The organism is Cytobacillus sp. C11.1 (assembly GCF_058145115.1).
The window spans coordinates 1,625,893-1,639,132 of record NZ_CM176935.1; the positions used below are offsets into that span (position 1 = coordinate 1,625,893).

Sequence of the window (13,240 nt, forward strand, 5' to 3'; positions counted from 1 at the left end):
AAAAAAATAAATTCAAAATATTGTGATACAATTGAAACATAGAAATGGAAACGTTTTTGGATGTTTAGATCCAGACACCCGAGAGAAAGAAAAGTTATGGTTCGACATTGTCTAAAGAAAATGAACCCAACCGGAAGTGAACGGTTAGTCAGGGATATAAAAAAGGTGCTGGCCAAAAATAAAAATATCTTTCCCAGCAGGATTATACTCGAAGTTACGGAGAGGGATGCCATTGAAGGGATGGAAAACTTTATATACAATATAAAGGTACTAAGAACTTTGGGATTTCGGGTGGCTGTGGATGACACTGGCGCAGGATACGCCAGTTTGCATTCTATTAGTGAGATTATGCCGGACCTTATTAAAATCGACGGTTCCGTCATTCAGGCATTGATACAAACAGGAGGGCCTTCTTTTTACTAGCAAAAGAAGCGGGTTCTTTAGTTGTTGCCGAGGGAATAGTAAGCGAAGGGAAAGCGTCTGTACTCTCCAGAAACAAAGTCAATTATTACTACGCTCCGCCAGATACTTTAATAAGAGCCTGAAATTTTCTAGGAGGAAGGAAGCATTATGTATTTCGTAGACAGGGAAAAAATAGAAGACACGCTTAATTACTTGGAACAGCAAATCTCCCTTTTTGAAGAAGTGAAGGAGTGGACATCCCCTATTGAAAAGGCCGCACTGGAACGCATCGCCCAAATTATAATCGAGGCCATCCTTGATACAGGAAATGCGATGATTGACGGCTTTATCATGAGGGATCCAGGCAGCTACGAGGATATTGTAGACATTCTTGACGATGAAAAAGTTATCAGCAAAGAGATGAGCGAAAGCTTTAAAGAAGTGATTACATACCGTAAAATGCTCGTACAAAGTTATACAAAGGTTAATCATGAGGAAGTTAAGGCGGCATTCAGCAAACATTTGCTGATGATGAAAGAATTTCCGGACCGTGTAAGGGAGTATTTAATTAATGAATTAGGGCCGGTTTCTGCATTTAAACCGCAATAAAGATCGGAGCAATCCGGTCTTTTTTTTCTAACTGGCCTGATAAAATATAAATAATTGTGATGGTTTGCAGTTTTAAGCTAATATATAAGGAAGGACGGTGAATTTCATGCTTGTTGGAGCAAAATCTACTAAAGATCTTATCCTGCGATTAATTAAGACATCCGGAAGATTGTCCATTATCGAATTGGCGAGCGAATTAGGGATATCCGAAATGGCTGTCAGGAGGCATATCCAGATGCTTGAAAAGGACGTCTATCTAGAGTCAGTTATTCTAAGGCAGACAAAGGGACGCCCTTCAAAGCTTTATCAGCTAACGAAAAAAGGCGAAGACTTGTTTCCTAAAAAATACAAACAGCTGAGTGTCGAGCTCTTAAAAGAACTAAAAAGCATGGGACAGGAAAGCTTAATCACGGAATTGTTCACAAGACGAAAAAACCGCCTGGTACAGCAGTATGAAATTCAAACATCCGAGAAGACCTTTGCGGAAAAACTGGAAATCCTCACTGAAATCCAATCGATGGAAGGCTTCATGCCTGAAATCCGAAAAGAAGAAGGGCAAATCCATCTGAAAGAATACAATTGCCCCTATATTGAAACAGCCGCAGAATTCAAACAAATATGCAAATCTGAAAAAGAATTTATCAAGGACTTTTTAGATACAGAGGAAGTCGAAATCAAATCCTGTATGGCCACCGGTGACGGCTGCTGTCATTATATAATAAACCAAGACTAGTATGGCTCCTGCTGAAGGAGTTTTTTCTTTTTAATCCGGTTGAGATGATTAGAACTGATGAAAGTTCTTATTCATGCATGATCAGAACTAATCGAAGGGGATAGAAGAAGTAGGGGGACCACATGTTTTTATAGATGGAGACACCTAATTTGAGAAACGACCAAATCGTGAAAAATTGCACAAATGCTGACTATCCTTTAAGATAACTTTTATGGGTATTTTACGTAGCTAAAAAGCCAATCTCATACAAATACTAAATTTGGCCATGATAAATTTGGGAGTGATTTTTTTGAAAAAATATAAAGGCTACTTAATAGATCTGGATGGAACGATGTACCGCGGAACAGAGCTGATCAGCGAGGCTGCTGACTTTGTGAACAAGCTGCGTGAGCAAGACTTGCCGTATTTGTTTGTGACAAACAATTCTTCCAAAACACCTGCACAGGTAGCGGATAAGCTTGTTAAGTTCGGTATTCCTGCGGAAGAGGGTCAGGTTTTTACAACAAGCATGGCAACTGCCAACTACATATATGAACAGAAAAATGAGGCATCTGTTTATGTGATCGGTGAGGAAGGAATCCGTGAAGCATTGGCTGAAAAAGGATTAAGCTTTGCCGAGGAGCATGCCGATTATGTTGTGGTAGGGCTTGACCGCTCCATTAATTATGAAAAGCTGTCAATCGCCTGTCTGGCCGTTAGAAATGGAGCCACGTTCATTTCAACAAACGGCGATATTGCCATTCCAACTGAAAGAGGGCTGCTGCCAGGGAATGGTTCATTAACTTCAGTCATCACGGTGTCAACTCAAACCCAGCCTGTGTTTATCGGCAAACCTGAATCGATTATTATGGAACAGGCTTTAAAGGTGCTGGGCACCGCGAAGGAAGAGACGCTTATGGTGGGAGATAACTATGATACCGATATATTGGCAGGCATGAATGCCGGCATGGATACACTGCTTGTCCATACAGGCGTGACAACGAAGGAGTTGCTTAAGGGGTATGAAAAAAAGCCGGCATTTGTGCTTGATTCTTTAGCAGAATGGGATTTAAAATAAACAAAAAAGGATGGAGAACACTCTCCATCCTTTTTCTATTCTACATGTGCAGCGCTGTGTGCCAGGCGGCTTGATGCTGCCGCTGCGATGGCCCCAACAATATCATCAAGGAACGTATGGCATCTGCCTGAGCTTTTATCGTTTAGGTCCTTTAGAATACCAGGCTTTAATTTATCGATATAACCAAAGTTTGTAAATCCGATGGATCCATATACATTAACGATGGATAATGCCAGTACTTCATCCGCTCCATATAACCCTTCGTCAGACTCGATTATCGACTGCAGCGGTTCCAAAAGCTTTTTCTCCTCTGCAAGCATGTCAAGCTGAATGCCTGTCAAAATAGCATTTTGCACTTCTCTTTTTGATAAAACCCTCTGGACATTATTGATGCAGTCTTCCATCTTTAAATCAGGGTGATATTTTTCCTGAAGAAAGAAGACTAAATCAGCTATATCCTGAATTTCCACGCCTCTTTCATGGAGCCATTTCCGCGCTGTCTGTTCTGTAACACTTACTACTTTTTCTTCTCTATTCATTTGGCGTCACCTTTTCTATTTATTTTCCCTATGTATATACCCTTTTTTGCAAAAATATGCCCGCTGCCGGCAAATGTGATTAGTTTCATTTCTTTTATCAATATCTCCATGGTACATAGTCTTATTCAAGAAAACAACAAGTTTTCCTGTGCGCTTTCATATATATTCCCTAAGGACTCATTCCCAAACGAGGTGGTAAAAATGTTTACAAAGTTGCTGAAGGAGCAATTTGGCATAGAGGCAGAAGGTACGATGCGGATCGGAAAATATGATGCATGCCGAAAGCAAGGGCAGCTTTACTTGCTTGTACCTGCGGGGCATGTAGCTGAAGAAGAGCTTGAAGAACTGGAGAAAATGGCTGAGCATCTTGTGAAAAATGGTGACAGGAACATTAGTGCCTTTTTAAAAACGAAGGATGGAAAGCAGTATATTGATTGGCAGAATAGCCGTTATTGTGTTCTGGTCAATCAGCATGATCAAAATCGAAAACTGACTAAGTTTGGCCGAAAGCTGGCCAAATTCCATTATAGAGGAAGGACTATTTCTTTTCCGGTGAAAAAAATGAGCAGAATCGGGCAATGGAAACAGCTCTGGGAACAGCGGCTGGACCAAATGGAAAAGGTTTGGAATGAAATGCTGTTTCAGAAGCCCGATAATGATTTCGAGCGGATGTTTCTGGAATCTTTTCCTTACTATATGGGGCTTGCCGAGAACTCTATACAATATCTTGTTGATGCAGAGCTGGATGATGAGCCGGTCATGGTTGACAGCGGGACGGTTTGCCATGTCAGGTTATTATCTTCCACCTGGGGAGATTCCTATTATATGAAGAATCCATTTGACTGGGTGTTTGACCATTCTTCGAGAGACTTGGCCGAGTGGACGCGGGAAAGGTACTTCCATAATATTAAAACCTACCAGCCGGAGCTTCGCCAATTTTTATCGGAATATCAAAGTGTCGCGCCGCTGTCTTCTTTTTCTTGGAGGCTCTATTACGCCAGGCTCCTGTTTCCGCTTCATTACTTTGAAACGATTGAGGACTATTATGTGACGGATTCTGAGCAGCAGAAACTGCTGCTGCAGGAGCGGCTTCAAAAGTACCTTTGGCAGTCTGATGACCATGAACGCTTTCTTGGAGGATTTTTCGAATTTGCCGAGGTTCCTGTGAAGAAATTCAGGATTCCGGTGCTTGATTGGATCAAGAGTTAAAGAAAAGAGGAAGGGATAATGGCCCATATTAGCGAAAGAAACATACAGAAGAGAAAATAAGAGGGGTGCTGTATGAAACCATATATCTTTATAAGCAGAAAGCTGCCTGATGATGCAGTCGCTATTCTAAAGGAAAAATACGATGTCCATATGTGGGAGCAGGAAGATGTGCCTGTCCCTTATGAAATATTCCTGAAGGAAGCAAAAAAAGCGGATGCCCTATTGACGATGCTTTCCGAACCTGTCAATGAAGAAGTCCTCAATGCAGGCGAGAGGCTGAAAATTGTTGCCAATATGGCTGTTGGCTATGACAATGTGAATGTTGAGGCAGCATCAAGACTGGGAATCACAGTCACCAATACACCTGATGTGTTAAATGATTCAACGGCCGATTTAACTTTTTCCCTTGTGCTGGCTGCTGCCCGCAGAATGGTGGAAGCGGCTGAGTTTGTGAAGGAGGGTAATTGGAGGAGCTGGAGTCCGCTGCTGCTGGCTGGCCAGGATGTGCATCATAAAACGATTGGGATTGTTGGAATGGGGAACATTGGGAAAACCGTAGCGAAGCGTGCAACCGGGTTTGAAATGGAGATCTTATATCATAACCGTTCCAGGAAACCGGACGCTGAGCAGGAGCTTGGAGCCCAATATGTCACCTTTGATGAGCTGTTGGAACGTTCGGACTTCGTTGTCTGCCTGACTCCCTTAACGGACGGCACAAGAAATCTATTTAATCGCGATGCTTTTAAAAAGATGAAGAAGCATGCTGTTTTCGTTAATGCCTCCAGGGGGCCGGTTGTGAATGAACAAGATTTATATAAAGCATTGCAGGAAGGTGAGATCGCAGCAGCGGGCTTGGATGTATTCGCTGAAGAACCAATTGGCTCCGATCACCCCCTGTTAGAACTAAAGAATGTAGTGGCTATGCCTCATATCGGAAGCGCAAGTACGGAAACACGCTATGCCATGATGAAGCTTTGCATGGATAATATCGACCTTGTCCTTTCAGGAAATCCGCCTAAAACACCTGTTAATACGAAATGAATTGTACTAAGCACCCATATAGCTGGGTGCTTTTTCTATAAGATGTTTTATCGCGAAAACACCCACATTTAAAAGAACCTTCAGTAAAAGAAAAATATTTTTACTATTAAAACCGCAATATGATAGGGTGTTAAGCGTTTTCAATATAATTTTTCGGAAAATTGCCTATTGTAAAAATTAGCATACACCCCTATAATGTCTACTATACAAATACAAATGTACTTACATAGTGAACATTAAAGGGGGAGCTAGCGTGGAATCAATCTCAATCGGTTTATTAGGATTAGGAACAGTTGGATCAGGTGTCGTGCAAATCATTGAGAAGCATCAGGATAAGCTCATGCATCAAGTCGGTTGTCCTGTTGTCGTAAAAAAGGTGCTCGTTAAAAACTTGGAAAAGGAAAGAGCGGTCAGGGTGGATCGGAATATGCTGACTGCGAATCCGGATGATATTTTAAATGACAATGATATAGATGTAGTAATTGAAGTAATGGGCGGAATAGAAGAAACCAGAAATCATCTAAAGAAAGCATTGAACAACGGCAAGCATGTAGTGACAGCAAATAAAGATCTAATGGCCGTTTACGGTCCGGAGCTGCTATCTGCTGCTTCGCAAAATGGATGCGACCTCTTTTATGAAGCGAGTGTCGCAGGCGGTATTCCAATTCTAAGAGGACTTGTGGACGGCTTGGCCTCGGACAGAATTACAAAAATGATGGGAATCGTCAACGGAACAACAAACTTTATTTTGACAAAAATGAGCAAGCAGGGCAGCGCTTATGAAGAAGTACTTAAGGAAGCACAGGATCTTGGGTATGCTGAAAGTGATCCGACCGCCGATGTAGAAGGCCTTGATGCAGCTAGAAAAATGGCTATTCTATCAACACTCGGCTTCTCCATGAATATAGACTTGGATGATGTGAAGGTGAAAGGAATAACTGAAATTACTGAAGAGGATCTTCAATATGGCAAACAGCTTGGCTACACAATGAAGCTAATCGGCATTGCCCATCGGGAAGGAGAGAAGGTGGAAGTCAGCGTACAGCCGACATTGCTCGCTGAATCCCATCCGCTTGCGTCTGTTCAGGATGAATATAACGCTGTATATGTATATGGTGAAGCTGTAGGAGAAACCATGTTCTACGGCCCCGGGGCAGGCAGTCTGCCAACTGCAACCGCCGTTGTATCCGACCTTGTTGGTGTGATGAAAAATATGCGTCTTGGCGTTAACGGCAAAAGCGCCGTAACTCCTCAATATGAAAAGAAACTAAAGGATGCAGATGAAATTTATTCAAAGTACTTCCTAAGGCTGCATGTGAAAGATGAAGTTGGCACTTTTGCCAATATAACTTCCATTTTTTCAGACCATCATGTTAGCTTTGAAAAAATCCTGCAGCTGCCTTTAAAGGAGAAGGGCCTTGCTGAAATCGTCTTGGTTACACATCAGGCCTCACTGCAAGATTACGAGGATATTTTAGTAAATTTAAGAGACTTGCCTGCGGTACAAACAATTGAAAGTTCTTACCGAGTAGAAGGGAGTGCAAAGGTATGAGATGGGAAGGGCTAATAAAGACATATAAAGATTTTCTGCCTGTAAATGAAAATACGCCAATGCTGACGCTGAATGAAGGCAACACACCCCTGATCAGGCTTGATAAGCTCTCAAGGGATTGGGGCATTGACCTTTATGTAAAAACAGAAGGTGCCAATCCGACTGGATCCTTTAAAGATAGAGGCATGGTAATGGCAGTTGCCAAGGCGAAGGAAGAGGGAAGCGATGCCATCATCTGCGCTTCAACAGGCAATACGTCTGCTGCAGCGGCTGCCTATGCGGCCAGAGCGGGTATGAGATGTGTTGTTGTCATTCCTGAAGGGAAAATCGCCATGGGCAAGCTCGCACAGGCTGTCATGTACGGTGCAGAGGTCGTTTCAATCGAAGGTAACTTCGACCAGGCGCTGGCGATGGTTCGGAAAATCAGCGAAACAGAACCTATCACTCTCGTAAACTCGGTGAATCCATATCGTCTTGAAGGGCAGAAAACAGCTGCCTTTGAAATCTGCGACCAGCTGGGGGGAGCTCCTGATATCCTCGCTTTGCCGGTCGGCAATGCTGGCAATATTTCTGCCTATTGGAAGGGCTTTAAAGAATACCATGAAGCACGCAAGACTGGACTGCCTAAAATGCACGGAGTCCAAGCTGAGGGAGCAGCAGCCATTGTCCATAACCGTGTTTTTGAAAATCCGGAAACAGTTGCGACAGCAATCCGAATCGGAAACCCGGCAAGCTGGCATTTAGCGAACGCGGCTTTGGCAGAGTCCAATGGGAAAATAGATGAAGTCAGTGATGAAGAAATTCTTTGCATGTACCGCAAGCTTGCTTCATCAGAAGGGATTTTTGCCGAGCCTGCTTCATGTGCTTCACTGGCAGGAATTTATAAGCAGCTGCGGAATGGCGAAATTCCGCATAAAACAAAAGTTGTCGCGATTCTGACAGGAAATGGGCTAAAGGATCCAAGTACAGCTATTGATTGCAGCCCTGTAAAGCCGATGCTGCTGCCAAATGATGAACAAGCGGTGGCTGAGCATATTAAGGGAGTCGTCAATGTATGAGCGAAGGTGAAATGCTCGTCATCAAAGTTCCCGGCAGCACGGCAAATCTGGGGCCAGGCTTTGATTCCATCGGCCTCGCATTAAACTTATATTTAACGCTTGAAGCAGAGAGGTCTGATAGGTTTGAAATGATCCCCCTGTCAGCGCCTTTGAGCATTTACCCTACCGATGAATCGAATTTCATTTTTCAAGTTGCAAGGGATACAGCAAATAAGTATGGAAGAGAGCTTCCGGCCTGCAAAGTCAGGATTACCAGTGATATTCCGTTGACAAGAGGCCTTGGTTCAAGTGCTGCAGCCATAGTAGCCGGAATCGAGCTGGCAGACTCGCTCTGTAACCTTCATTTAAGCCAGCAGGAAAAATTGGAGCTGTCTTCACGAATGGAAGGCCATCCCGATAACGCAGGAGCATCGCTGCTGGGCGGGATGGTGATTGGCTGCCAATCAGAGGAAGAGGTCCATGTCCAATCCATTAAAAATCTTGAATTGGATGTCGTTGCAGTCGTACCAAAGGAAGAGCTTCTTACGAAAGAATCGAGGGGCGTTCTGCCTGAAGAATGGTCTTTTAAAGAGGCGGTACAAGCAGGAGCGGTAGGTAATGTCATGGTAGCGGCTTTGCTGAGCGGCAACTATCCATTGGCAGGGAAGATGATGCAAGCTGACTTATACCATCATCCTTACCGCAAAAAAATGGTTCCACATCTGGAAGTTGTTGAAAAAATGGCTCCTAAGCTTGGCGCCTTTGGTGCAGCCTTAAGCGGTGCAGGACCAGCAGTACTCTGCCTTGCAGAAGCAGGATTGGCTCCATCAGTGGCAGAGGGGCTGCAAAAGCTGCTTCCGGATATGGATATCCTCTGCCTTCAGATTGATCAGGCAGGCAGCAGTGTTTTAAAAAAAAGCCTAGCTGAAGAACAGGAACCGGAATTTGGCCATATATAACCCGCCTTCCGTTCCAGGCAACAGGGTTCCGATATCTACAATAAGCTTTAGCAGAGGCATAAAAAAGAAAGCAAAAAAAAAGCGATGTCATGCCGACATCGCTTTTTGCAAATGAAATTAAAATACTTGTTCTACTTCGACTACACCCGGTACTTCTTCTAAAAGAGCGCGCTCAATACCGGCTTTTAACGTGATTGTTGAGCTCGGACAGCTTCCGCATGCACCAAGAAGGCGTAATTTTACGATACCGTCTTCAACATCCACCAATTCGCAGTCCCCGCCATCGCGAAGAAGGAACGGGCGCAATTTATCTAATACTTCCTGAACTTGTTCAGTCATAGTCGTTTGTTCTGCCATGTGAAATCGACTCCTTTCCTTATATTTATTATAATCAAATCAATCCTAAAAATCTATTCCCGGAACATAATTTCCACACATTAGGAAAAATATTTTCTAATGTTAACTGTTTGTTTATATTGTAAAATGGAGCTAAGAAGAGCGTGAGCAAAGAGGGGGATTATGAAATGAAGAAAGAAATAGAAATAACTGTATATGGAGCAGAACAGCTTTGCCCAAGCTGTGTGAACCTTCCTTCATCAAAGGAGACCTACGAGTGGCTGGATGCAGCCCTATCCAGGAAGTTTGCAGAACAGCCTTTTAGGATCGTGTATGTTGATATCCATAACCCGCCTGAAGAAGAGGATAAAAAGGAATTTGCGCAGCGGGTCATTGAGGAGGATATGTTCTACCCTGTAGTCCTTATTGAGAATGAGATCGTCGGCGAAGGGAATCCCAAGCTGAAAACCATTTATGCAGAAATGGAAAAGTACGGCTATCAGGCTGTTTTATAAAAAGGCTCAATGCTGATTATTGCACTTTGTTGATTGGAGCAAAAATCAACAGGCAAACATAGCCAATAAAAAAGAGCATCCTGGCGAGGATGCTCTTTAAATTTACGGTTGGATCAACCGTTGTGGTACTTGTACATCCATAGAATTCCGGATTTCAAGAGGCGGGCTACACGGCCAGTGATTGGGCGTTCAGCCACCAATCCAAAACCATGTTTCTTCCCTAGAGAACCTAAAACCCCTTTAAGCTTAATGACAGGCAATGACTCAGGAAGTTCTTCACCTTTCCAGCGTTTCAATAGGATTTGAACAATTTGCTCAGCCTGACCTTCAGCAAGCTGTGCACTAGGTGCATGAGGAAGACTTGCACAATCGCCAACTACATATACATGTTCATTGTCAGGAATATTGTGATACTTGGTTAAAACAACACGTCCTTGCTGATCTTTTTCTACATCCATATCCCGGACTACCTTATTAGGCTGTATTCCGGCAGTCCATACGATCGCATCGCAATGGATGGCTTTATCATGATTGAAAAGTGTATTCTCTTCAACTTTCGTTATATTCGAATGGTTAATAATTTCAACATTATGTGATTCAAACCAGTTTTCCACATACGTGCTTAATCTCTCAGGGAATGCTGATAAAATATGCTTGCCTCTGTCGAATAATTTCACCTTCAAATCTGGACGGCTTTCATTCAATTCGGAAGCGAGCTCCACACCGCTTAATCCTGCTCCGACAATCGCAACAACAGATCCTGGAGATAAATTATTTAAGGTTTGGTATGTTCTTCTGGACTTTTCGATCGTTTGAATGCTGTAAGTGTGGACGTCCGCTCCAGGAACATTATGGTACTTATCCTCACAGCCGAGGCCTATTATTATATCATCATAAGAAACAGGCTCTTCATCTTGGAGATAAACCTTATTTTCCTCAATGCTGATTTTTGTTACCTCGCCATATTTAATTGATAATCTTGGATGTTCCGGGTAGGAAACACGTACATGCTGATCGGAAATTGTGCCGGCAGCAAGCGCGTAATATTCCGTCTTCAGGCAATGGTATGGCACTCGGTCTATTAACGTAATGGAGACATCTTCAGGAAGCTGGTTAGGCAAAAGTCGGGCAAGCACCCTCATACCGCCATAGCCTCCGCCAAGTATCACAAGATTTTTCATAGTATAATTCCCCTTTATGTCCGTACTGTTTATCTGTTAAGCTTTGTTAATGCTCAGTGTTGATATTGGCACCCTGTTGATTGGCTCCAGCTGTAGAAGCGGGTCAAAGGGAGACCCCGCGGCGCATGACGAGGAGCGTTGGACCGCCCTCGGAAAGCGAACGCCTGTAGCGAAATCAACTGCTAAATAAGTCTTTCTCTCTTTTATTCAGAACTTTTACTTAAGCGTATACAAATTATCTTAAAAAAATAAATAAATGATATTAATAACCTTAAACCCATAAAAAGTATAACGAAATTGTGACAAAATCACAACACATATCGGCGGGAAACTTGACAATATACGACATGAAGTGGTAAATATGTGCACTTAAAGGAGAGAAAGGAGTCCAAATCTTGCAGAATTCCCTTAAAAAAGGTAGCATTAACAGGGTAGTGAGGTGATAGATGTGATCAAGCCAATCATCGAATTTTGCATAAGCAATTTGGCCAGCGGCTCGCAAAAAGCATTGGAAACATTAGAAAAGGACTATGACCTTGATGTGATTGAATATGGCTGTCTGGGCTATTGCGGAAAATGTGCAAGCACTCTTTTTGCTCTTGTAAATGGGGAAGTCGTTACGGGAGAAACGCCAGATGAACTGGTTGAAAATATATATCAATATCTGGATGATAATCCGATGTTTTAATAGAGAAAGGAGCGAATGGTTCGCTCCTTTTTTGTTTAAGCCTAGTTCTGAATAGGAATCAATGTTTTTTAAATAGCTATTTTAGTTAACCGCTGATTTTTGCTCTGCCCTCATTTCATACCATTGTTCTCTTGCCATTTCAATTAGCTTTGTCTCTTGGCTTCTCTTTTCGATTACTTTTGAAAAATACTTTATATCCTGTTCAATTTGCTGTGTCCTCTTCGAAAGCTCTCCAATCAGATAGAATAGCCTTGTTTCTGAAACTGGCGATCCCCTAAAGTCATCTGCCATATACGATTCCAGATATTCCTTAATGGCGAGTTTCATAAAGCGCTGTTCCTGTTCAATATTTTTCAATGAGCGGTACAGCCAGGCAAGCCTCATATATAATCCGGCGAGGATCAGATGTTTTTCCTTTTTTAATGTCCCGCAATAAACAGCTAGCTTGTATGTGCTAATAGCATCCGTTATACTTCTCTCCCTGCTGTAGTCATGAGGTTTCCAGGCATAGGCTACTTTCATGTTGATAAGTTCCAATGCTCCAGGAGGAAAAAAGGGTGAAAAATCTTCTGATTCTGAAAAGCCGCAATGAGGGCAGGTGTGGATATGGTAATAAAGTGGGTTCATGCCTTCAGCAGAGTAGTTGGGACAAAAATCAGTGTCATAACTGGAGACTTTCACAAATCTGGAGCGAAGTTTTTTAGTGGTAAAACTCTTTTTGCAGACTTTGCATTCTAATTTTTTATCATAAGTGGGCTCTAATTGCTGCATTTGAATACCACCTCCGGGGAAATTTGATGATCATGACTATTGTACCATGTCTTGTTAGTGAAATTGAGTAAAAAGAACTATTTTGAATACGGAATTTATAAATGGCAAATAGATAGTTAAGCTTCTTAAGTTGAGCGCATAACATTTACTGTATATACTATGAATATAGAAGTATCCTTACATTGACAGGAGGGAATAAAAATGGAACAAGTAGTGGTCATTACAGAAGCAGCGGCTTTGCATATAAAAGAAATGATGAAACAAAATGAAGAAGAAAATGCTTACTTGCGTGTGGCGGTAAAGGGAGGCGGCTGCAGCGGCCTTTCATACGGAATGGGATTTGCCCATGAAGTAGAGGAAAGTGATATCCAGGCAGATCACCATGGCATTCAGGTCCTTGTCAGCAAGGAAGATGCGGCGATCTTAAAAGGAACAAAAATCGATTACAAAGAATCCATGATGGGCGGCGGATTCACGATCGACAATCCAAACGCCATCGCATCATGCGGCTGCGGATCCTCTTTCCGTACGGCTACAAACACTGGCACACCTGAAGAGTGCTAATCGAGCAGGAGAGAGAGCTCCTCTTTCCTTAGACCGCGTTTTAATGC

15 protein-coding genes and 1 pseudogene are annotated in these 13,240 nt (G+C 42.7%); 12 read left to right on the top strand and 4 right to left on the bottom strand.

Features of this window, described 5'->3' with window-relative positions; all coding sequences use genetic code 11:
* Positions 1-96: 96 nt before the first annotated feature.
* The 4 genes from AC3ZVC_RS08005 to AC3ZVC_RS08020 all read left to right on the top strand — a co-directional run bounded on the left by AC3ZVC_RS08005 (position 97) and on the right by AC3ZVC_RS08020 (position 2,801).
* Positions 97-423 carry an EAL domain-containing protein gene (locus AC3ZVC_RS08005; RefSeq protein ID WP_490067822.1) on the top strand — a complete coding sequence of 109 codons (327 nt, stop codon included), beginning with the start codon at positions 97-99 and terminating at the stop codon, positions 421-423.
* A 147-nt stretch (positions 424-570) separates the two neighbouring features.
* Positions 571-1,011, top strand: coding sequence for a type VII toxin-antitoxin system HepT family RNase toxin (hepT, locus tag AC3ZVC_RS08010; protein ID WP_490067823.1), 441 nt, complete (start codon positions 571-573; stop codon positions 1,009-1,011).
* A gap of 106 nt (positions 1,012-1,117) precedes the next feature.
* A complete protein-coding gene (locus AC3ZVC_RS08015) occupies positions 1,118-1,744 on the top strand; it encodes a helix-turn-helix transcriptional regulator (protein ID WP_490068865.1) in 627 nt (208 codons plus the stop codon).
* 289 nt (positions 1,745-2,033) lie between these two features.
* A complete protein-coding gene (locus AC3ZVC_RS08020; protein WP_490067824.1) occupies positions 2,034-2,801 on the top strand; it encodes a TIGR01457 family HAD-type hydrolase in 768 nt (255 codons plus the stop codon).
* A 35-nt stretch (positions 2,802-2,836) separates the two neighbouring features.
* Here AC3ZVC_RS08020 and AC3ZVC_RS08025 read toward each other — a convergent pair whose 3' ends face one another.
* Positions 2,837-3,340, bottom strand: coding sequence for a phosphatidylglycerophosphatase A family protein (locus AC3ZVC_RS08025; RefSeq protein ID WP_214723961.1), 504 nt, complete (start codon positions 3,338-3,340; stop codon positions 2,837-2,839).
* Positions 3,341-3,541: 201 nt separating this feature from the next.
* On the opposite strand from AC3ZVC_RS08025, the gene yutH reads away from it, so the two are divergent.
* From yutH to thrB, 5 genes are all read left to right on the top strand, one after another.
* On the top strand, positions 3,542-4,549 hold the full coding sequence (yutH, locus tag AC3ZVC_RS08030; RefSeq protein ID WP_490067825.1) for a spore coat putative kinase YutH: 1,008 nt from the start codon (positions 3,542-3,544) through the stop codon (positions 4,547-4,549).
* 72 nt (positions 4,550-4,621) lie between these two features.
* Complete coding sequence (locus AC3ZVC_RS08035; RefSeq protein WP_490067826.1) at positions 4,622-5,590, top strand: 2-hydroxyacid dehydrogenase; 969 nt, start codon at positions 4,622-4,624, stop codon at positions 5,588-5,590.
* Between the two features lie 253 nt (positions 5,591-5,843).
* Entirely contained in the window at positions 5,844-7,142 is a 1,299-nt protein-coding gene (locus AC3ZVC_RS08040; RefSeq protein WP_490067827.1) for a homoserine dehydrogenase, read from the top strand.
* Complete coding sequence (gene thrC / locus AC3ZVC_RS08045; protein ID WP_490067828.1) at positions 7,139-8,200, top strand: threonine synthase; 1,062 nt, start codon at positions 7,139-7,141, stop codon at positions 8,198-8,200. The genes AC3ZVC_RS08040 and thrC overlap by 4 nt, the downstream gene beginning before the upstream one ends.
* The gene (thrB, locus tag AC3ZVC_RS08050) at positions 8,197-9,138 is read left to right on the top strand and encodes a homoserine kinase (RefSeq protein ID WP_490067829.1); all 942 of its coding nucleotides are present in this window, start codon (positions 8,197-8,199) and stop codon (positions 9,136-9,138) included. Before thrC ends, thrB begins: the two co-directional genes overlap by 4 nt.
* Before the next feature lie 117 nt (positions 9,139-9,255).
* On the opposite strand, the pseudogene AC3ZVC_RS08055 reads toward thrB, so the two are convergent.
* Positions 9,256-9,477 (bottom strand): annotated as a pseudogene (locus tag AC3ZVC_RS08055) (NifU family protein); the annotation flags it as partial.
* A 185-nt stretch (positions 9,478-9,662) separates the two neighbouring features.
* Here AC3ZVC_RS08055 and AC3ZVC_RS08060 point away from each other — a divergent pair.
* Positions 9,663-9,989, top strand: a complete 327-nt coding sequence (locus AC3ZVC_RS08060) for a YuzD family protein (RefSeq protein ID WP_490067830.1) — start codon at positions 9,663-9,665, stop codon at positions 9,987-9,989.
* A 113-nt stretch (positions 9,990-10,102) separates the two neighbouring features.
* On the opposite strand, the gene AC3ZVC_RS08065 is transcribed toward AC3ZVC_RS08060, so the two are convergent.
* Positions 10,103-11,170 (bottom strand): NAD(P)/FAD-dependent oxidoreductase, encoded by a 1,068-nt coding sequence (locus tag AC3ZVC_RS08065; protein ID WP_490067831.1) that lies wholly within the window; start codon positions 11,168-11,170, stop codon positions 10,103-10,105.
* Between the two features lie 448 nt (positions 11,171-11,618).
* Between AC3ZVC_RS08065 and AC3ZVC_RS08070 the strand changes: the two genes are divergently transcribed.
* Positions 11,619-11,858, top strand: a complete 240-nt coding sequence (locus AC3ZVC_RS08070) for a YuzB family protein (protein WP_214723977.1) — start codon at positions 11,619-11,621, stop codon at positions 11,856-11,858.
* An 81-nt stretch (positions 11,859-11,939) separates the two neighbouring features.
* On the opposite strand, the gene AC3ZVC_RS08075 is transcribed toward AC3ZVC_RS08070, so the two are convergent.
* Positions 11,940-12,629 carry a DUF2225 domain-containing protein gene (locus AC3ZVC_RS08075; protein ID WP_490067832.1) on the bottom strand — a complete coding sequence of 230 codons (690 nt, stop codon included), beginning with the start codon at positions 12,627-12,629 and terminating at the stop codon, positions 11,940-11,942.
* A 201-nt stretch (positions 12,630-12,830) separates the two neighbouring features.
* On the opposite strand from AC3ZVC_RS08075, the gene AC3ZVC_RS08080 reads away from it, so the two are divergent.
* Positions 12,831-13,193: a HesB/IscA family protein gene (locus AC3ZVC_RS08080; RefSeq protein ID WP_490067833.1), complete on the top strand. Its 363-nt coding sequence runs from the start codon at positions 12,831-12,833 to the stop codon at positions 13,191-13,193.
* Positions 13,194-13,240 lie beyond the last annotated feature (47 nt).